We start from the raw sequence: 20,810 nt of genomic DNA, 5'->3' as shown, positions 1-20,810 counted from the left end.
GAAGGCGAGCAAAATGGTAAAAAAGGAAGGGGGGATGATGATGGAAGAGTATGTATTAGAGCTGTATAACCTGTTATATACGACAGAATGGCAAGATATTGTTTCGTTTCTAGGAATCGTATTTTGCATGAAAATTGTAATTGTATATATGGAAGAGCAAGGTATGTTCTATTCCTTCTCATCTCCGTTCGATGTGCAGCGCGAGCCGTTGCTAAACTATGCCAATGTGAATTACGAACAATTTCCTTTTGTAGTTTTCTTTATGATTCGATTTATTACAGCAATTGTAAGGAAAAAGGAAAGTGACGATGAAGAGTGCCACTCAACTTGTAATATAGCGAATGTTTTTTAAGCTAAATACAAGGAGGAGATTTATATGTGGTTTCGATTTCTTATGATTGGTTTCTTTTCATTAACAGCAATTTCATTAATGGGATATCAAGTGTCTGAAATTTTTCAAGCATATAGCGATACATTTTTTAACAAAAACTAATCGCATTGCTATTTGGATAATAAAGCGATAAAATCCTTCTTAAGAAGTTTTATTAAGAAGGATTTTTTTCTTTGTCTTGTCTTGCTGTGTCAAACTATTGTCACATTTACACTGTGAATAATATGTTAAAATAGTGAGGTTATGTATACATACTTGAAGGAAGAGGGAGTGACCATTTTGGTGGATCAATCAACAAATCAGAAAAGCTATGCTCCTATTGTGATAACGCTTTCTGTAATTGTAAATGCGATTATTTTATTTTTGTTCTTTGGACCTGTTGGCTATGAAGGAGAAGTACATTTTGATGTAACGATTTTACCAATGTTAAACGCGATTTTTAATAGCTTTACGTTCGTATTTTTATTAGCAGCGTTATTCTCTATTATTAAAAAGAATGTGAAAATGCATCGTGGTTTTATCCTTGCAGCATTTACGACAACTTTACTATTTTGTGTGTCGTATTTATCGTATCATTACTTAGCACCGGCAACACATTTTGGCGGAGAAGGATTCATTAAATATGTGTATTTCATCATTTTAATTACACATATTATCCTAGCAGCAATTATCGTACCACTTGCATTGTTTGCGCTTGTATTTGGTTTTACAAATCAATTAACACGTCACCGTAAAATTGTACGTTGGACGATGCCGATTTGGTTATATGTAAGTTTATCTGGTGTTATTGTTTACTTAATGATCTCACCTTATTACCAATAAAAAAATCTCAGCCTGTAGGCTGGGATTTTTTTATTAAGCAAATATTTTTGTGAAATGAAAAAAATATGGTATACAAAAGTATAGTTGCTTTTCATATAGAAGGGATGGTAAAGAAATATGCAAAATTTTGTATTTCGTAATCCAACGAAACTTATTTTCGGTAAAGGTCAATTAGAACAGTTAAAAACTGAAATTCCACAGTTCGGTAAAAAAGTTCTTCTCGTATACGGGGGAGGCAGCATTAAAAGAAACGGTATTTATGATAATGTAATTTCTATTTTAAAGGATATTAATGCAGAAGTATTTGAATTAACAGGTGTTGAACCGAATCCACGTGTATCAACTGTAAAGAAAGGGATTCAAATTTGTAAAGAGAATGGTGTTGAATTTATTTTAGCAGTTGGTGGAGGGAGTGTAATCGACTGTACGAAGGCAATTGCAGCTGGTAGTAAGTACGATGGAGATGTATGGGATATTGTAACGAAAAAAACATTTGCTAATGAGGCATTACCATTTGGTACTGTACTTACTCTTGCAGCAACAGGATCTGAAATGAATGCAGGCTCGGTAATTACAAACTGGGAAACGAATGAAAAGTATGGATGGGGTAGCCCGGTTACTTTCCCGCAGTTTTCGATTTTAGATCCAGTTCATACTACTTCTGTACCGAAAGATCAAACAATTTACGGTATGGTAGATATTATGTCGCACGTATTAGAACAATATTTCCATCATGGAACGAATACAGAACTACAAGATCGTTATTGTGAAGCTGTTTTAAAAACAGTAATTGAGACAGCTCCTAAGCTTTTAAGTGATTTAGAAAATTATGAGCATAGAGAAACTATTTTATATTGTGGTACTATGGCGTTAAACGGCATTTTAGCAATGGGAGTAAAAGGAGATTGGGCGACTCATAATATTGAGCATGCAGTTTCTGCTGTTCATGATATACCACACGGGGGTGGCCTTGCGATTTTATTCCCGAACTGGATGAAGCATGTTGTAGAGGAAAATGTAAGTCGTTTTAAACAGTTTGCTATTCGAGTATTCAATGTAGAAACAGATGGAAAGACTGATCGAGAAATTGCGTTAGAAGGAATTCAGGCGTTACGTCAATTTTGGACTTCAATTGAGGCGCCAGTAACATTATCTGATTACGCTATTGGAGAAAATGAAATTGATTTAATGGCGGATAAAGCGATGGCGTATGGTGAATTTGGTAACTTTAAAAAATTAAATAAAGATGATGTTTTAAGTATATATAAAGCTTCTTTATAAGTGAATTTAGAAAAGAAACCTATTTGATTGTTTGATCGAATAGGTTTCTTTTTGCTGTTTATAAACGTTTTTGGATGTTTTTGATTATTTTTGATTGTTTACGGTTGATTTTTGTGACCGTTTTCATTATACTGTAATCAAAGAAGAGGTGAATAAAATGTTAACTCCTGAACGTCATCAAATGATATTGCAACTTGTAAAAGAACAGAAAGTTGTAAAATTACAGCAATTAGTTGAAAGAACAGAAAGCTCTGAATCGACAATTCGCCGTGATTTAGCGCAATTGGAAAAGCAAAGGTTATTAAAAAGAGTTCATGGTGGTGCCGCTGTTTTAACAGGAAAAGGGCAAGAACCAACGATGGTTGAAAAATCATCCAAAAACATTCAAATAAAACAACAAATTGCTAAGTATGCGGCTAGCGTTATTGAACAAGGTGATTGTATTTATTTAGATGCAGGAAGTACAACATTTGAAATGATTCCATTTTTAATAAATAAAGATGTTACTGTCGTTACGAATGGACTTATGCATATTGAAGCTTTAGTTGAAAATAATATTCGTGCGTATTTACTAGGCGGAATGATGAAGAGTAGGACGAAAGCTTTAATCGGTGCTATGGCACAGGAAAGTATGCAGAAGTATCGTTTTGATAAATGTTTTTTAGGTGCAAATGGTGTACATGAACAGCTTGGCTTTACAACGCCAGATCCAGAAGAAGCGCTCTTAAAACAAATGGCATTAACATTAGCAAACGAAGGATATTTCTTAATTGATGAAAGTAAGTTTTCAGAAGTTGCATTTGCGAAAATTGCAAATGTTGAAGAAGCAAATATTATTACAAACCATTTAGAAATTGATTTAGAAAAATATAAACAACAAACCAATGTAATTGAGGCTGATAAACAATGATCTATACAGTTACTTTAAACCCATCTATTGATTATGTAGTGCAAGTTTCTTCTTTTGATTTAGGAACAATAAATCGAGCGGAGAAAGATATGAAGTTTCCTGGAGGAAAAGGAATTAATGTTTCTCGTGTTCTTCAGCGTTTAGGTGTTAAAAATATAGCACTTGGATTTACTGGTGGATTTACTGGTCAATTTATTAAAGAGGTATTACAGACGGAAGGTGTAACAACAAACTTCGTCCAAGTAGATGAAGATACTCGCATTAATGTGAAAATAAAAGGGGAAGAAGAAACAGAATTAAATGGCCAAGGTCCTATTGTAACAAAAGAGCAGTTCGAACAGTTAATGAAAAAAATTGAGAGTATGCAACCTGGAGATTGTGTTGTACTTGCTGGGAGTGTACCGGTCTCTATTCCAAGTACCTTTTACGAATCAATTGCTGCGTTTGGAGCTGAAAAAGGTATTCGTGTAGTAGTAGATGCAAGTGGAAGCGCACTGCAACATGTAATTAAAAATAAGCCATTTTTAATTAAGCCAAACCATCATGAACTTGGTGAGTTGTTTGGAGTGGAGCTTTCAACAGTAGAGGACGTTTTACCTTATGGAAGAAAATTAATTGAACAAGGTGTAAAACACGTTATCGTATCGATGGCTGGAGAGGGAGCTTTATTATTTACGGCAGAAGGTATATATGAAGCGACTGTTCCAAGAGGTGTTGTAATTAATTCAGTTGGGGCCGGAGATTCTCTTGTTGCAGGGTTTGTAGGCAAATATGAACAGACAAAAGATATTGAAAAGGCATTTCAATACGGCGTTGCAACAGGGAGTGCAACAGCATTTTCAGCTGATTTATGTAAGAAGGAAAAAGTAGAAGAATTATTGTCGCAAGTAATTGTAGCTAAGCGATAGGGGGAAGCAACATATGAAAATTACAGAACTATTAAAAAGGGATACAGTCATTATGGATTTGACAGCTTCAAATAAAGAAGCTGTCATAGATGAATTAGTTGAGAAATTAAACGGGGCAAATCGTTTAAATAGTAAAACGGAATTTAAAGAAGCTATTTTAAAGCGGGAGTCCCAAAGTACGACTGGAATAGGGGAAGGTATTGCAATACCTCATGCGAAGACAAAGGCTGTTAAACAACCATCGATTTGTTTTGGTAGAAGTGTAAGCGGTATCAATTATGAGTCGCTTGACGGACAGCCAGCACACTTATTCTTTATGATTGCTGCAAGTGAAGGAGCGAATAATACTCATTTAGAAACGTTGTCTCGTTTATCGACATTATTAATGGATGAAGGATTTCGCAAGCAACTATTAGAAGCAAAGGATGAAAGTGAGCTTCTTCAACTATTTGATGAAAAAGAGAATGAAAAAGAAGAAGAGACTGAAGTCGCAAAACCAGAAGGAAATGAACCGTACGTACTTGCTGTTACAGCGTGTCCAACTGGAATCGCTCACACATATATGGCAGCGGATAGCTTAAAAGCAAAAGCGACAGAGTTAGGAATAGCGATTAAAGTTGAAACAAACGGATCAACAGGTATTAAAAACGGTTTAACGAAAGAGGATATTGAACGTGCAACAGCTATTATTGTTGCGGCGGATAAACAAGTAGAAATGAATCGTTTTGCTGGTAAACATGTCATTCAAGTGCCAGTTGCTGATGGGATTCGAAAAACGGAAAATCTGCTTAAGCGAGCTGTCAAACAAGATGCACCAATCTTTAAAGGTGTAAAAGAGGACGGGAAATCAGAAAGTATTGAGGGAGAAAAAGGATTAGGAATTTATAAGCATTTAATGAGCGGTGTAAGTAATATGCTTCCATTCGTTGTTGGCGGCGGGATTTTAATAGCGCTAGCGTTTTCGTTTGGTGGTATAAAGGCGGAAGGTCCTTTAGCTGAATTGTTCATGTCAATTGGTGGAGGAAAAACAGGTGCGTTTTTATTCCTTGTACCAATTTCAGCTGGATTTATTGCAAGTTCTATTGCTGATCGTCCTGGTTTTATGCCTGGTGTTGTAGGTGGATTTTTAGCGGCGAATGCGAATGCTGGATTTTTAGGTGGGTTAATTGCTGGTTTCTTAGCTGGATATGTTGTTTTAGGGTTGAAAAGATTATTTTCAGGACTACCAGTACAATTAGAAGGAATTAAACCTGTATTGTTATATCCAGTCTTTGGATTATTGATTACAGGAGTTGTAATGCAAAAAGTAGTAATTCCGCCTGTAGTAGCATTAAATGAAATGTTGACAGGGTGGTTAAATGGTTTAAACGGTACGAATGCTATATTACTAGGTCTTATTTTAGGTGGTATGATGGCAATTGATATGGGGGGGCCAATTAATAAAGCGGCATTTACGTTTGGTATTGCTGCAATAGAAGCACAGAATTTTGGAGTGCACTCAGCAGTTATGGCTGGTGGGATGGTACCGCCACTTGCGATTGCATTCGCAACTACATTCTTTAAATCAAAGTTTACAGAAGCGGAACGTAAATCTGGTTTAACCAATTATATTATGGGAGCATCGTTCATTACAGAAGGTGCGATTCCGTTTGCTGCTGCAGATCCGGTTCGAGTAATCGTAAGTTGTGTTGTTGGTTCAAGTATTGCAGGTGCGTTATCTATGTTATTCCAAATTACATTACCGGCACCGCATGGTGGATTATTTGTAATAGCGTTAGTAAATAAACCGTTACTATATATTTTCTCTATATTAATTGGAACAATTGTTTCGGCTGTTATGCTAGGTGTTTGGAAAAAGAAAGTTCAATAACAAATAAAAAGAGAGCAGTTTTTAGTAGCTGCTCTCTTTTTATTACAAAAAAATAGGTTAACAATTGAATATTGATGTTTTTTGGTAAAAGATGTAACGAATTGTGAATTTTTTGTAACAAAAAAGTAACACTGTAATTTTTTCTGGAAAAAAGTTCTTGTGCTCGTATATGAAAAATATATGAAAACCACTGGAGATTGTATGAGGAATACATTTTATTAATATGGAAATTTATGTTACAACTCGTTAATCGTATATTACGAATGCTTTGTAATTGTGTGATTTCTAAAAATTCTAAAAATCTGTTGCTATAATGAAAATACGAAAACAAAGCAAATGGAGGCTATTCATGAAAAAATTATTAAGTATAGCAACAGCAGCAGTTTTTGGTCTTGGGATTTTTGCGGGTTCTGCTAAAGCGGAAACAATTGTAACAACAGACGTATTAAATGTTAGAGAAAACCCAAATGTAGAGTCAAAGCTTGTAGGTAAAGTGTTAAGTGGGAATACACTAGATGTTATAAATACAGAGAATGGATGGACAAAAATTAAGTTAAACGGTAAGGAAGCGTTTGTAAGTGCTGATTTTACAAAGAGCACATATTATGTAACGGCGGGCGTATTAAATGTTCGTGCTGGAGCGAATACTGATTCTGAAATTTTAGGTAAACTTAATAAAAATGATGTGATTGAAACGACGAATCAAGTTCAAAATGAATGGTTACAATTCGACTACAATGGAAAAGTCGGATATGTTCACGTGCCATTTTTAACAGGAACGGCACCTGTAATTGAAAAGAAAGAGGTTGTAGCTCAAGAAGAAGCGCCGGTTAAAAATAATACAGCAGTTAAGAATAAAGAGTCTGTTAAGAGTAACGATTCTATTAAGAATGTAGAATCAAGTAAACCTGTGGTAAAAGAAAAGCCGGCTGCAAAACCAGTTGCGAAATCTACTGAAACAAGTGCGCCTACTGGTGGTCGTGAAATTACAGTAGAAGCGACGGCATATACAGCAGATCCGAGTGAGAATGGTTCGTATGGTGGTCGTGTATTAACTGCAATGGGGCATGATTTAACAGCAAATCCAAATATGAAAGTAATTGCTGTTGATCCGAAAGTAATTCCGCTTGGATCAAAAGTATGGGTAGAAGGATATGGAGAAGCGATTGCTGGAGACACCGGTGGTGCGATTAAAGGAAATCGTATTGATGTATTAGTCGGTTCAGATGGTAGTGCTAATAGCTGGGGGCGCAAATCTGTAAAAGTGAAAGTTATACAATAGGTTATCGATATTAATATAAAAAGCGGTTGCTTGAAACTATGTAAGCAGCCGCTTTTTATGGATTATTGAAATGGATAAATAGTTTTACCTGTGATAATTTTATATGCACTGCAAAATTGCGTTTGTATATATTCTGTATTTTTATTTTCTGGATGTAATGTTGTTTCATGGAGAGTAGAATGAAAAGCCCGTAGTAAACAATTTAGGGCGAAGTATAATTCCTCTTGTGAACAATTTTGTTCTTTTGTAGAAGTGGCTAAAATGAGGTCTTTTGTCAAAGATGAAAAATTGATGGTGGATTGTTTCATAGTTAACTCATCCTCTCGAAACTATTTTTATCATGTATATGCAGAATTGGACAAACTATGTTCTTTTTTCTGTGTAATTTCATGTACCGAAATGAAAGAACTTGCAATCATGCCGTTAAAATTGGTAAGATTGGGTATAATCAATAGATGGAGTATATTACATAAAGAGAGTTGAATGATATGGGAGAAGTGCAACGTGAAAAAGTTGCTGTCATCATTGGACCAACTGCTGTTGGAAAGACGAAGTTAAGTATCGATCTTGCCAAAGCGTTGAACGGTGAAATTATTAGTGGTGATTCCATGCAGATCTATCGAACGATGGATATTGGAACTGCAAAGGTAACAAAAGCAGAGATGGACGGAATTCCACATTATATGATCGATATAAAAAATCCGGAAGATTCATTTTCTGTCGCGGAATTTCAAGAACGTGTTCGCAAGCATATTCGAGAAATTACAGAACGTGGTAAATTACCAATTATAGTTGGTGGGACCGGTCTTTATATACAATCTGTTTTATTCGATTATCAGTTTACAGATGATGCTGGTGATGTGATATACCGAGAGCAAATGGAAAAGTTAGCTTTAGAACGCGGTGTGGAATATGTACATAAAAAATTGCAAGAAGTAGATCCAGAAAGTGCGGAGCGTATTCATGCAAATAATGCACGACGTGTCATTCGGGCGTTAGAAATTTTCCACATGACGGGTGAAAAAATGAGTGACCAAATTGAGAAACAAGAAAAAGAGTTACTCTATGATGTTTCATTAATTGGCTTGACAATGGATCGAGAAATGCTATACGATCGCATTAACTTACGAGTGGATTTGATGATGGAACAAGGCCTATTAGAGGAAGTAGAAGGGCTGTATAATAGAGGGATACGAGATTGTCAATCTATTCAAGCGATTGGATATAAAGAAATCTATGATTATTTTGAGAATCGAGCCTCTTTAGAAGATGCGGTGTCACAATTAAAGACGAATTCGCGTCGTTATGCAAAACGTCAATTAACGTGGTTCCGTAATAAAATGGATGTCACGTGGTTTGATGTTACAGACGGTGAAAAAACGTCAGAAATTTTACGATACATAGAAGGAAAGTTACAAGTAAAGTCGAATAATAGTAAGTAGAGAAAAAGAGGAGGATTCGACATGAAGCAATCAATCAATATTCAAGATCAGTTTTTAAATCAACTCCGTAAAGAAAATACGTTTGTTACGCTGTACTTATTAAATGGTTTCCAGCTTCGTGGATTAATTAAAGGATTTGATAATTTTACAGTCCTGCTGGAAACAGAAGGTAAGCAGCAGCTTATTTATAAACATGCAATTTCTACATTTGTACCACAAAAAAATGTTTCAATTGAATTAGAATAGTAATGAATTATTGTACATAACAAAAAAGAGCGAGTTTCCTCGCTCTTTTTTTATTTGTCATAAACAATATATGATGAAATTTAAGCGATTCTAAATACAGTAAGGCGGATATTAGTATTTCCTGTCGCGGGGATTGTAATCTCATTAAGAGTAGATTGGACAGAAATTCTTGCACCAGCTGCTAATGTTTCGATTGTAGTAAATGAAAGTGAGTCGCCTATTAAATTTGAAGAGAAATTATCAGTTGCGACTGCTCCATTAATTGAAATGCCTACTCCGAGTGGAGCGCATCCTGGCGCAGTTGTAGAAATGGATACGCTAATTACATAAATACCACCGTTAATAACAGTAACTGTATCTGTGCCGTTGAAGATAATATTGTTTACGTTAATTGCAGTACTAAAAATAAAGTTATTAAATTGCAGTACTGTTTGCTGAATATTGTTTGTTACAACAATTGTTGCTATAGGGAAGCTAGGTCCAGTTGGCCCAGTAGGTCCGGTAGGTCCACCAGAAGGTCCAGTAGGTCCAGTAACTCCTATGCCAGTAGCGCCGGTAGCACCCGTTGGTCCTTGAATGCCTTGAGGTCCGGTAGCGCCCGTGTTACCTTGAACACCCTGAGGTCCAGTAGCACCCGTGTTACCTTGAACGCCTTGAGGTCCAGTAGCGCCGGTAGCACCCGTGTTACCTTGAACGCCTTGAGGTCCAGTAGCGCCGGTAGCACCCGTGTTACCTTGAACACCCTGAGGTCCAGTAGCACCCGTGTTACCTTGAACGCCTTGAGGTCCAGTAGCACCGGTAGCACCCGTGTTACCTTGAACGCCTTGAGGTCCAGTAGCGCCGGTAGCACCCGTGTTACCTTGAATGCCTTGAGGTCCAGTGGCACCGGTAGCACCGGTAGCACCCGTGTTACCTTGAACACCTTGAGGTCCAGTGGCACCAGTAGCACCCGTGGCACCCGTGGCACCCGTGTTACCTTGAACACCTTGAGGTCCAGTAGCGCCGGTAGCACCCGTGTTACCTTGAACACCTTGAGGTCCAGTAGCGCCGGTAGCACCCGTGTTACCTTGAACACCTTGAGGTCCAGTAGCGCCGGTAGCACCCGTGTTACCTTGAGCACCTTGAGGTCCAGTAGCGCCGGTAGCACCCGTGTTACCTTGAACGCCTTGAGGTCCAGTAGCACCGGTAGCACCCGTGTTACCTTGAACACCTTGAGGTCCAGTGGCACCAGTAGCACCAGTAGCACCAGTAGCACCCGTGTTACCTTGAACACCTTGAGGTCCAGTAGCACCGGTAGCACCCGTGTTACCTTGAACACCTTGAGGTCCAGTGGCACCAGTAGCACCCGTGTTACCTTGAACACCTTGAGGTCCAGTAGCACCCGTGTTACCTTGAGCACCTTGAGGTCCAGTAGCACCCGTGTTACCTTGAACGCCTTGAGGTCCAGTAGCACCGGTAGCACCCGTGTTACCTTGAACACCTTGAGGTCCAGTAGCGCCGGTAGCACCCGTGTTACCTTGAACACCTTGAGGTCCAGTGGCACCAGTAGCACCCGTGGCACCCGTGTTACCTTGAACACCTTGAGGTCCAGTGGCACCGGTAGCACCAGCAGGTCCTTGAGCACCTTGAGGTCCAGTAGCGCCAGTAGCACCCGTGTTACCTTGAGGTCCCTGAGGTCCAGTAGGTCCAGGAGGCCCGCCAGAAGGTCCGGTAGGTCCGGTAACTCCTATACCAGTAGCGCCAGTGGCACCGGTAGCACCCGTGTTACCTTGAGGTCCAGTAGCACCAGTAGCGCCCGTGTTACCTTGAACACCTTGAGGTCCAGTAGCGCCGGTAGCGCCCGTGTTACCTCGAGGCCCAGTGGCACCGGTAGCACCCGTGTTACCTTGAGGTCCGGTAGCACCAGTAGCACCTGTGTTACCTCGAGGCCCAGTGGCACCGGTAGCACCCGTGTTACCTTGAGGTCCGGTAGCACCAGTAGCACCTGTGTTACCTCGAGGCCCAGTGGCACCGGTAGCACCCGTGTTACCTTGAGGTCCAGTAGCGCCGGTAGCGCCCGTGTTACCTCGAGGCCCAGTGGCGCCGGTAGCACCAGTAGCACCCGTGTTACCTTGAGGTCCGGTAGCACCAGTAGCGCCAGTGTTACCTCGAGGCCCAGTGGCGCCGGTAGCACCAGTAGCACCCGTGTTACCTTGAGGTCCAGTAGCGCCGGTAGCGCCCGTGTTACCTCGAGGCCCAGTGGCGCCGGTAGCACCAGTAGCACCTGTGTTACCTTGAGGTCCAGTAGCGCCGGTAGCGCCCGTGTTACCTCGAGGTCCAGTGGCACCGGTAGCGCCAGTAGCACCCGTGTTACCTTGAGGTCCAGTAGCGCCGGTAGCGCCCGTGTTACCTCGAGGTCCAGTGGCACCGGTAGCACCAGTAGCGCCTGCTGGTCCAGTAGGTCCGGTAGGTCCTTGAATAAACGAAGCGGAATTAACTAGAGCAGTTTGTAATGCTGCTATTAATTTAAGGAGCTCTTGAAGTGTGCAAGGGTCAATTCGGAATAATTTTGTAATGTATAGTAAATAGTTAATGAGATTTTGAAGCTCAATAAATACAGCGCTTGCTACAAAGGTTGGATTTCTTAATATAGTTATTAAGTTTTTAATGATAGCTAACCCTTGTGCTTTCAGGGAGGAAGTAGCGTCTAGTGAACAAATAAATTTACTCAGTAGGTTCAATGTATCGATTAGATCTTCAATATTTTGGGGAGATGGATTTGCGAAAAGTGTTGGGATTATTTTTGTTAAATCAATAATAATCGCACGAAATGTTCTAAGTTGAGCTTTAGTAATTGGGATTGATGGAGTATTTGGGATTCGTCCGGCGCTACTTGGAAAGCATGGTTTGGAGAATTTGTTTTGATTGTCGTTATAACGAGACATTAAATCTCTCCTTTCTCACGAAAATGTGAACGAAACTCATCATAGTAGATGCAGAAATTAGTTAAATGGTCATAGTAAAATCGTTTGTTTAAAGAAAAAATAGAAAAAACGCCTTACAATAAGGCGTTTTTTCTATTTTCTGCGTATTGATAATATCGCTTTAATGAAATTTTTGATTTGAATCCAGCGAGTTTTATAATTTCTGATTCAGGAGTTTCTTTTTTTATTAAGTTTAAAATATAGGTGTTACGAAAATGTTGTCCTGAAATTCCTTTACGTAAATTGGCTCTAGCCACTTCGAGGCGAATCATTTTTTGTATAGCAATTTCCGTTAATGCCTTTGGTGCATCATTTTCATATACCCACCTGTATGTTCCACGGTTAAAATCGAATGCGACAAATAATGGATCATCACTATGGTATTTAGGACGAACTGGTTCCGGGATGCTTTTGTAATAATTATATAGTTGTTTTTTGTCTTCTTTTGCTAATGTAATTGTTCTTTCTACACCTGCGGTTGCTGGGATTGATAATGTGTTAGTTTCAAAGTGAACGTGATGCATTGTTAATGCTGTAAGTTCCTGTAAGGATAAACCGTAGTCAATCAATAGATTTAAAATAGCAATATTGCGATCCATTAATAAGGGGCGCACAGGAAGTTGTTTTTCTGAAAGTCCTTCTAATGAAGTGACTATATACTTTAACCTTTTTTCTTCATCAGGTGAAATGAAATCTTCGTTACGAAGTGTACGGTCTGGTTGAATAGATATCTCCATATTTTTCAATGGATTAGGAATGTTTAGAAAATGATGCATTCTATTTAGTACAATAAATACACGATGCATCGTTTTTTCTGAGTAATGTCGATTCGTTTTTAAATCGGAAAAGTAATCTTCGTAGTCTTTTGTACAAAGTGTAGCCCATATATTACTGGAAGGGAGCTTTTTGTTTTTTTCTAACCAATGTCCGAAGTCTTCAACGTCATAAACATAACGTTTAATAGTTGAGGGTTTTCGGCCTTTATTCAATAAAAAAATAGAAAAGGCTTGTATTGTATCATGGAATTCCGTTGTCTCCATAGTCCCACCACCTTAATTATTTCTTATATTATAGCAAACTTTTCTGAAAATAGGCATTTACAAGGGGGACAGGAATAATAATATTTGGTGAGTGGATAAAATGAGGTGATTGTATGGAACAATCGATGCGAAAGAAAAACAACAATCAAATTAATATTGTGTTAAACCATCGAAAGAAAATTTCTTTGCCAGCCGCAGAAAATAAAACGGTAATTTCAAATGAAACTGCAATTAAACATGAAATGCTGCAGAGAATTGAAGAAGAGATGGGGAAGCTTGTTGGGATGGATGATATAAAAAAGATAATAAAAGAAATATATGCTTGGATTTATGTGAATAAAAAAAGACAAGAGAAGGGATTGAAGTCAGAGAAGCAAGTACTTCATATGCTGTTTAAAGGGAATCCAGGTACAGGGAAGACAACTGTTGCTAGAATGATAGGGAAATTGCTGTTTGAGATGAATATTCTATCGAAAGGCCACTTGGTTGAAGCTGAACGTGCTGATCTTGTAGGAGAGTACATCGGCCATACAGCTCAAAAAACAAGAGACTTAATAAAAAAAGCAATGGGAGGTATTTTGTTTATTGATGAGGCGTATTCTTTAGCTCGAGGAGGAGAGAAGGACTTTGGAAAAGAAGCAATTGATACGCTTGTAAAACATATGGAAGATAAACAACATGGTTTTGTATTGATTTTAGCTGGATATTCAAGAGAGATGAATCACTTTCTTTCATTAAATCCAGGGCTGCAATCTCGTTTTCCATTTATTATTGAATTTGCGGATTACTCGGTAAATCAGTTGTTGGAAATTGGGAAAAGAATGTATGAAGATCGTGAATATCAGTTATCGAAAGAGGCTGAATGGAAATTTAGGGATCATTTACATGCTGTAAAGTATTCGTCGCAAATTACATCGTTTAGTAATGGGCGGTATGTACGGAATATTGTTGAAAAATCAATTCGTACACAGGCGATGCGGTTGTTGCAAGAAGATGCCTATGATAAAAATGATTTAATTGGAATATCGAGTATGGATTTGATGCTCGAAGAGGAGACGCACAGTACATAAACTGTGCGTCGATTTTTGTGTATAAGTTCGTTTACTCTTTTTTTTCTTTTTCTTGGTGTACTTTATGGAAGTGTTCCATTTTAGCGCTCTTTTCGTGTGCTGAATTAGGATCGTGTCCAAATTGATTTACTGAGCTTTTTTGAGCTCCTTTATTAACGTGGTTTGTCATTTGTATTCACCTCACTTTAAAAATTAGTATAAACATTATATAAAGAAAAAATCGTTAGAAAAGAAAAACCTCTTTACGATATGTAAAGAGGTTAGATTGCTATTTATGGATTGAACGTTCTTTCGTTTCGATACGTCTGTGTGGTAAATGCCATTTGTAATGAATAGAAACCATGCGGAAGCAAACAATTAAAATGAATAAAATGTAAAGAGCCCAATCGCTAACAATAATTTGAGCGCCAATTAAAAAACCTGCTAAAATTGTCCAAAAGGCATATACTTCAGCTCGAAGAACGAGAGGTTTCCTGCGGGCTAAAAGATCGCGAATGATACCGCCGCCAATACCAGTTAAAACAGCTGCTACAATTGTGGCGCTAATTGGTAAATTTAATTTTTGGGCATATAATGCTCCTTGTACAGCAAATGCTGATAAGCCGATAGCGTCAGTGATATTTTCCCACTTTTTCCAATGTCTAATTAACTTATTTGGAAAAAGAAAAATAATAGTCATTGATAAAAGTGCGATTTGGAATAACATGTCTTGTTGCCAAAACGCGACAATCGGATAACCGATTAATAAATTACGAAGGGCACCTCCCCCAAATGCGGTTGCCATTCCTAAAATATACACCCCGAAAATATCATAATCCTCTTCCATTGCAACAATGGCTCCGCTTAGTGCGAAAGCGATTGTGCCTATGATGCTAAAAATCTCCCATGCCATGAATTTTCTCCCCCGCTAACTAGATGAAATGTGCTTCCTCTGCTATTATATTAGAAGGTTTAAATTTCGAAAAGGATGAGTGAACATATTTGATGGAAGAAAAAGAAAAAGTCATATTAGTAGGCTGTCAATTGCCACAAGATGATGATGAAAAATTTATGCATTCCATGAAAGAGCTTGCATCACTAGCGAAGACTGCACGAGCAGAATTGTTAGTGTCAACAACGCAAAAACGACCAAAGTTTCATCCGGCAACTTACATAGGTAAAGGGAAATTAGAAGAGCTTACAATGTTAACTGAAGAATTAGAGCCGGATGTTATTGTATTTAATAATGAATTAACGCCGAGTCAAATTCGGAATTTATCCTCAGTATTAAATGCGAGAGTAATTGATCGAACGCAACTAATACTGGATATTTTTGCGCAACGTGCGAAGTCGAGGGAAGGTAAGCTTCAAGTAGAATTAGCTCAGTTGCAATATACAATGCCGCGTCTTATGGGGCAAGGATTGTCCTTATCGCGTCTTGGTGGTGGTATTGGAACGAGAGGACCAGGTGAGACGAAATTAGAGACGGATCGTCGTCATATTCGATCCCGTATTGATGAAATAAAGAAACAACTTGCAGTTGTTGTGGAACATCGAAAAAGATATCGTGAGAGAAGAAAAGATAATAAAGTATTTCAAGTTTCGTTAATAGGGTATACAAATGCAGGGAAATCGACACTGTTTAATAGATTAACGGAAGCTGATACGTTTGAAGAAAACCTTCTGTTTGCAACATTAGACCCAACGACGAGGAAGATGCCGTTACCTTCTGGTTATACAGTATTACTAACTGATACTGTTGGTTTTATACAAGATTTACCCACTTCATTAATCGCTGCTTTTCGTTCGACACTGGAAGAAGCGGGGGAAGCAGATGTCATTTTACATGTAGTTGATTCCGCGGATCCTAACTACATAGGGCATGAAAAAACAGTAAAACGATTATTATCAGAACTTGAAATTAACCATATTCCTATTATTACGTTATATAATAAAAAAGATGAATTACATCAAAACTTTATTCCGTTTCCGAAAAGTGATTTCTTAATGACTAGTGCTTTTGAAGAAAGTGATTTATTGCGTATAAAAGAAGCGATAGAAACGAAGATGAAGAAAGAAATGGATTGTTATCGAGTGGAAATCCCTCCGAGTGAAGGTAAGTTGTTAACGCTTTTAAAGACGGAAACTCTATTAGCAAAGATGGAGTTTCTAGAAGATAAATTTGTATATGATTGTGCAGGGTATATTTTTACTCATTCATCGCTTAATGTGCAATTAAAGAGATTTTTAGTGGAAGAAGGAGAAAATAAAAATGTTTGATCGTTTGAAAAATGGAGAAAAAATTGCTCCAATTGTAAAAGAAGTAGAGAGTCAGATTACAGAAGTACATAAACGTGCGGATGAAGTGATTGAAAGCAATCAGTTTCGTGTATTAGAAAGTTTTCGGAAACATAAAATTAGTGACTCGCATTTTATCCCGACAACAGGTTATGGTTATGATGATATTGGCCGTGATACGTTAGAAAAAGTGTATGCTGATGTATTTGGGGCGGAAGCTGGACTTGTTCGTCCGCAAATTATTTCAGGTACTCACGCTATCTCTACAGCGTTATTTGGTATTTTACGCCCGGGAGATGAGTTATTGTATATCACTGGGAAACCGTATGATACGTTAGAGGAAATTGTTGGTGTACGTGGGAAAGGTGTAGGTTCATTTAAAGAATATAATATCGGTTACAATGCAGTTCCGCTAACTAGTGCTGGGCTTGTTGATTTTGAGGCTGTTGCAGCGGCGATTCATAATAATACGAAAATGATCGGTATTCAGCGTTCGAAAGGTTATGCTACTCGTCCATCGTTTACTATTTCTCAAATTAAAGAGATGATCGCGTTTGTTAAAGAAATTAAACCTGATGTTGTTGTGTTTGTAGATAACTGTTATGGCGAGTTTATTGAAGAGCAAGAGCCATGTCATGTTGGTGCAGATTTAATGGCGGGTTCGCTTATTAAAAACCCGGGCGGCGGAATTGTTAAAACTGGTGGTTATATTGTCGGGAAAGAACAGTATGTTGAAGCGTGTGCATATCGTTTAACGTCTCCGGGAATTGGTGCGGAAGCTGGAGCGTCTTTATACAGTCTGCAAGAAATGTATCAAGGGTTCTTCTTAGCGCCACATGTTGCAGGACAAGCGCTGAAAGGTGCAATTTTTACAGCTGCGTTTTTAGAAAAGTTAGGAATGAACACGTCACCAGCGTGGAATGCGCCAAGAACAGACTTAATTCAATCGGTTCAATTTGATGATAAAGACCGTATGATTGCCTTCTGCCAAGCGATTCAATATGCATCTCCAATTAATTCGCATTTTACTCCGTATGCAAACTATATGCCAGGTTATGAAGATGATGTAATCATGGCGGCGGGAACGTTTATTCAAGGTGCAAGTATTGAATTGTCTGCTGATGGTCCAATTAGACCACCGTATGTTGCGTATGTGCAAGGTGGCTTAACGTATTCGCATGTTAAAATTGCGATTTGTTCTGCGATTGACGAATTGATTGAAAAGAATTTATTAATAATTTCTTAATGGGAAGCTGTCGATTTTGGCAGCTTTTTTCGTATAAAAGTAATGATTTATGCGATTAGAAAAAAGAATGAAAAAATTCATAAAAAAATTATAAAAAATCATGTAAGAAAAGCTAACATCTATTGACACTAAACATAACATGGTATAAAATGAGAAGCAGTTAAGGCGAAGGAGGAACTGAAAAATGAAAGAAGATAGACGTTCTGCCCCGCTGTTTCCTATTGGTATTGTTATGGATTTAACACAATTGTCTGCACGTCAAATTCGCTACTATGAAGAGCATAATCTTGTTTCTCCAACCCGTACAAAGGGGAATCGTAGATTATTTTCATTTAACGATGTAGATAAGTTGTTAGAAATTAAAGATTTGTTAGATCAAGGCCTGAATATGGCTGGTATTAAACAAGTGTTACTAATGAAAGAAAATCAAACAGAAGCAGTGAAAGTAAAAGAAGAAACGAAAGAAATTTCAAAAACTGAGCTTCGCAAAATACTTCGAGATGAACTACAACATACAGGTAGATTCAATCGAACTTCATTGCGACAAGGTGACATTTCAAGATTTTTTCACTAAAGATAACTGATTCTGAAGGCGATTAGAGGGACTAAGGAGGAATTTATAATGTCTAGATACACAAAAGAAGATATTTTCCGTTTGGCGAAAGAAGAGAATGTAAAGTATATCCGTTTACAATTTACGGACCTTTTAGGGGTAATTAAAAACGTAGAGATTCCAGTGAGACAATTAACGAAAGCTCTTGATAACAAAATGATGTTTGATGGATCTTCGATTGAAGGTTTCGTACGTATTGAAGAGTCTGATATGTATTTATATCCTGATTTAGACACTTGGGTAATTTTCCCTTGGACAGCTGAAAAAGGTAAAGTAGCTCGACTAATCTGTGATATTTACAATGCAGATGGCACTCCATTTGATGGAGACCCACGTAACAACTTAAAACGTGTGTTAAAAGAAATGGAAGCTTTAGGATTTTCAGACTTCAATCTTGGACCAGAGCCAGAATTCTTCCTATTTAAGGTTGATGAAAAAGGAAATCCAACATTAGAACTAAACGATAACGGTGGATACTTCGACCTTGCGCCGATGGATCTAGGAGAAAACTGTCGTCGTGATATCGTTCTTGAACTTGAAGAAATGGGATTTGAAATTGAAGCATCTCACCATGAGGTTGCTCCAGGACAGCACGAAATTGACTTTAAATATGCAAATGCAATTCGCTCATGTGATGACATTCAAACATTCAAACTTGTTGTAAAAACAATTGCTCGTAAACATGGTTTACACGCAACGTTTATGCCAAAACCACTATACGGTGTGAACGGTTCAGGTATGCACTGTAACTTATCATTATTTAAAAATGGTGAGAACGTATTCTTTGATGCAAACGGTGACTTACAATTAAGTGATGATGCTCGTCACTTCATCGCAGGTATTTTAAAACATGCACCAGCATTTACAGCGATAGCAAACCCAACTGTAAACTCATATAAACGTCTAGTACCTGGATATGAAGCGCCTTGTTACGTAGCATGGTCTGCACAAAACCGTAGTCCGTTAGTACGTATCCCTGCATCTCGTGGTATTAGTACACGCGTAGAAGTGCGTAGTGTTGACCCAGCTGCAAACCCATATTTAGTAATGGCTACATTATTAGCTGCAGGTCTTGATGGAATTAAAAACAAATTAACTCCACCAGCAGCAGTAGATCGTAACATCTATGTAATGACAAAAGAAGAGCGCGAAGAAGCAGGTATCGTTGACTTACCAGCAACATTAGCGCAAGCATTAGTTACATTACAATCTAATGAAGTAGTATGCGGTGCACTAGGAGAACACTTACTTGAGCACTTCATCGAAGCGAAAGAGATTGAGTGGGATATCTTTAGAACACAAGTTCACCAATGGGAACGCGATCAATATATGTCTCTATACTAAGAGGCTTGAACCCTTGATACAACTCGTATCAAGGGTTTTTTAATTCCCTATTATTACAATTTTATGTGGTTGCAAAATGAAAAATAGCCACATAAAAGCCAATAATTAATAACAAGTAGTGATATCATAGAAAAACATTATCAGATAAACGTAAGTTTTATATAATTTATGAACTAAAAAAGCCTTGATACTACGGTATCAGGGCTTTTTTAGTGAAGTTATTGGATATATTAACTACTAGATAATGGATTGTTTTTGGTTATTTTAAATCATGTTACTAAGAAAATCTTTTCAAAAGAATTGATTTTATCTTTTTTAAATCACTTGTGCTATAACTTAATAATTCTTTACTGCCTGTACAACGCGACCAATTATTTTTACATCTTCAGCTGAAAGGTCGTAAGTTTTTGGTTCGTGGATAGGGTCATTACTCAATGGTATTAAAGTAATGATGCTTCCGGATTTTGAAATCTTTTTCACGGTAGCATCATAACCATTGACTTTTACAACAGCAATTTGTCCGTTTTCAACATAAGGAGTTTCCTCTACTAAAACATAAGAACCATCAGGGAATTCGAGATTCATGCTAGTGCCTTTTACAGTAAGATAAAAATACTTTTTACGTTTGTTTAAAAATGTACTCAGCATGGGTAAATAGCCTTCGATATTTTCTTCAGCGAATATTGGTGTACCAGCTGCTACAGAACCAATGATAGGAATATGAAGAATGTTTGATTGATCGTTTTGGATGGTTTCATAAATAGAAACTTCTTCTTTAACAGTATTGTCCTCTTGAGTTGCGAGTCTTTCTAAATCATCAGTAGTAATTCCTAATCCCTTACAAACTTTTATGACATTATCAACAGACGCTTTACCAATCCCTCTTGATAACATGGATTGCAGTGTTGTGGGGGGGAGACCTATTTTTTCGGCGAAGGCTCTTTTGCTATAGCCAGCTTCTTTTATTAAGCGTGTTACAACCTCTGCTTTTTTCATTACTTTCACCATCTTTCTTATTAAAATGCATACGATATTGCGTATTTCTGTATATATCATAACCTAACTAAAATTGTTAGTAAATAGAAAAATATACGAAATTGAGTAT

General features: G+C 37.8%; 20 protein-coding genes. 14 read left to right on the top strand and 6 right to left on the bottom strand.

Going from position 1 to position 20,810, the window contains the following annotated elements; translation table 11 throughout:
• The first annotated feature begins 13 nt into the window (after window positions 1–13).
• The 7 genes from GBN91_RS13710 (at window position 14) to entD (ending at window position 7,464) form a co-directional block, all read left to right on the top strand.
• Window positions 14–352: a hypothetical protein gene (locus GBN91_RS13710; protein ID WP_002026213.1), complete on the top strand. Its 339-nt coding sequence runs from the start codon at window positions 14–16 to the stop codon at window positions 350–352.
• A gap of 318 nt (window positions 353–670) precedes the next feature.
• The gene (locus tag GBN91_RS13705; protein ID WP_000228315.1) at window positions 671–1,213 is read left to right on the top strand and encodes a DUF420 domain-containing protein; all 543 of its coding nucleotides are present in this window, start codon (window positions 671–673) and stop codon (window positions 1,211–1,213) included.
• A 117-nt stretch (window positions 1,214–1,330) separates the two neighbouring features.
• Window positions 1,331–2,494, top strand: a complete 1,164-nt coding sequence (locus GBN91_RS13700) for an iron-containing alcohol dehydrogenase (protein WP_025708990.1) — start codon at window positions 1,331–1,333, stop codon at window positions 2,492–2,494.
• A gap of 157 nt (window positions 2,495–2,651) precedes the next feature.
• Window positions 2,652–3,404 carry a DeoR/GlpR family DNA-binding transcription regulator gene (locus GBN91_RS13695; protein WP_016123256.1) on the top strand — a complete coding sequence of 251 codons (753 nt, stop codon included), beginning with the start codon at window positions 2,652–2,654 and terminating at the stop codon, window positions 3,402–3,404.
• Window positions 3,401–4,312 carry a 1-phosphofructokinase gene (gene pfkB, locus GBN91_RS13690; RefSeq protein WP_006922254.1) on the top strand — a complete coding sequence of 304 codons (912 nt, stop codon included), beginning with the start codon at window positions 3,401–3,403 and terminating at the stop codon, window positions 4,310–4,312. Before GBN91_RS13695 ends, pfkB begins: the two co-directional genes overlap by 4 nt.
• A gap of 13 nt (window positions 4,313–4,325) precedes the next feature.
• Window positions 4,326–6,182 (top strand): PTS fructose transporter subunit IIABC, encoded by a 1,857-nt coding sequence (locus GBN91_RS13685; RefSeq protein ID WP_152121606.1) that lies wholly within the window; start codon window positions 4,326–4,328, stop codon window positions 6,180–6,182.
• A gap of 349 nt (window positions 6,183–6,531) precedes the next feature.
• Window positions 6,532–7,464, top strand: coding sequence for a cell wall-binding protein EntD (gene entD, locus GBN91_RS13680; protein WP_023522798.1), 933 nt, complete (start codon window positions 6,532–6,534; stop codon window positions 7,462–7,464).
• Window positions 7,465–7,526: 62 nt separating this feature from the next.
• Here entD and GBN91_RS13675 read toward each other — a convergent pair whose 3' ends face one another.
• Entirely contained in the window at window positions 7,527–7,772 is a 246-nt protein-coding gene (locus GBN91_RS13675) for a hypothetical protein (RefSeq protein WP_000814429.1), read from the bottom strand.
• Window positions 7,773–7,952: 180 nt separating this feature from the next.
• Between GBN91_RS13675 and miaA the strand changes: the two genes are divergently transcribed.
• On the top strand, window positions 7,953–8,906 hold the full coding sequence (miaA, locus tag GBN91_RS13670; protein ID WP_006922262.1) for a tRNA (adenosine(37)-N6)-dimethylallyltransferase MiaA: 954 nt from the start codon (window positions 7,953–7,955) through the stop codon (window positions 8,904–8,906).
• 21 nt (window positions 8,907–8,927) lie between these two features.
• Window positions 8,928–9,152 carry an RNA chaperone Hfq gene (gene hfq, locus GBN91_RS13665; protein WP_000813896.1) on the top strand — a complete coding sequence of 75 codons (225 nt, stop codon included), beginning with the start codon at window positions 8,928–8,930 and terminating at the stop codon, window positions 9,150–9,152.
• A gap of 80 nt (window positions 9,153–9,232) precedes the next feature.
• Here hfq and GBN91_RS13660 read toward each other — a convergent pair whose 3' ends face one another.
• Window positions 9,233–12,076: a Gly-Xaa-Xaa repeat protein gene (locus tag GBN91_RS13660; RefSeq protein ID WP_152121605.1), complete on the bottom strand. Its 2,844-nt coding sequence runs from the start codon at window positions 12,074–12,076 to the stop codon at window positions 9,233–9,235.
• 113 nt (window positions 12,077–12,189) lie between these two features.
• Window positions 12,190–13,155, bottom strand: coding sequence for a tyrosine-type recombinase/integrase (locus GBN91_RS13655; protein ID WP_000450326.1), 966 nt, complete (start codon window positions 13,153–13,155; stop codon window positions 12,190–12,192).
• Window positions 13,156–13,268: 113 nt separating this feature from the next.
• On the opposite strand from GBN91_RS13655, the gene spoVK reads away from it, so the two are divergent.
• The gene (gene spoVK / locus GBN91_RS13650; RefSeq protein ID WP_000438174.1) at window positions 13,269–14,225 is read left to right on the top strand and encodes a stage V sporulation protein K; all 957 of its coding nucleotides are present in this window, start codon (window positions 13,269–13,271) and stop codon (window positions 14,223–14,225) included.
• Window positions 14,226–14,256: 31 nt separating this feature from the next.
• Here the strand turns inward: spoVK and GBN91_RS28875 are convergent, their stop codons facing one another.
• Window positions 14,257–14,394, bottom strand: coding sequence for a hypothetical protein (locus tag GBN91_RS28875; protein ID WP_000181503.1), 138 nt, complete (start codon window positions 14,392–14,394; stop codon window positions 14,257–14,259).
• 99 nt (window positions 14,395–14,493) lie between these two features.
• Window positions 14,494–15,117 carry a trimeric intracellular cation channel family protein gene (locus tag GBN91_RS13645; protein ID WP_000312266.1) on the bottom strand — a complete coding sequence of 208 codons (624 nt, stop codon included), beginning with the start codon at window positions 15,115–15,117 and terminating at the stop codon, window positions 14,494–14,496.
• 92 nt (window positions 15,118–15,209) lie between these two features.
• Here GBN91_RS13645 and hflX point away from each other — a divergent pair, with 92 nt between their 5' ends.
• From hflX to glnA, 4 genes are all read left to right on the top strand, one after another.
• Window positions 15,210–16,484 carry a GTPase HflX gene (hflX, locus tag GBN91_RS13640; RefSeq protein ID WP_000391407.1) on the top strand — a complete coding sequence of 425 codons (1,275 nt, stop codon included), beginning with the start codon at window positions 15,210–15,212 and terminating at the stop codon, window positions 16,482–16,484.
• Window positions 16,477–17,748 (top strand): methionine gamma-lyase family protein, encoded by a 1,272-nt coding sequence (locus tag GBN91_RS13635; protein ID WP_000460304.1) that lies wholly within the window; start codon window positions 16,477–16,479, stop codon window positions 17,746–17,748. The genes hflX and GBN91_RS13635 overlap by 8 nt, the downstream gene beginning before the upstream one ends.
• Before the next feature lie 184 nt (window positions 17,749–17,932).
• Window positions 17,933–18,322 carry a transcriptional repressor GlnR gene (gene glnR / locus GBN91_RS13630; protein WP_000656783.1) on the top strand — a complete coding sequence of 130 codons (390 nt, stop codon included), beginning with the start codon at window positions 17,933–17,935 and terminating at the stop codon, window positions 18,320–18,322.
• 48 nt (window positions 18,323–18,370) lie between these two features.
• Window positions 18,371–19,705, top strand: coding sequence for a type I glutamate--ammonia ligase (gene glnA, locus GBN91_RS13625; RefSeq protein ID WP_000092763.1), 1,335 nt, complete (start codon window positions 18,371–18,373; stop codon window positions 19,703–19,705).
• Window positions 19,706–20,041: 336 nt separating this feature from the next.
• On the opposite strand, the gene GBN91_RS13620 is transcribed toward glnA, so the two are convergent.
• On the bottom strand, window positions 20,042–20,701 hold the full coding sequence (locus GBN91_RS13620; RefSeq protein ID WP_033692152.1) for a LexA family protein: 660 nt from the start codon (window positions 20,699–20,701) through the stop codon (window positions 20,042–20,044).
• Between the last annotated feature and the right edge of the window lie 109 nt (window positions 20,702–20,810).

The organism is Bacillus sp. B1-WWTP-T-0.5-Post-4 (assembly GCF_009183795.1).
In the GTDB taxonomy this organism is placed as follows: Bacteria; Bacillota; Bacilli; order Bacillales; family Bacillaceae_G; genus Bacillus_A; species Bacillus_A cereus.
This window is presented reverse-complemented; position numbering and strand designations above follow the sequence as displayed.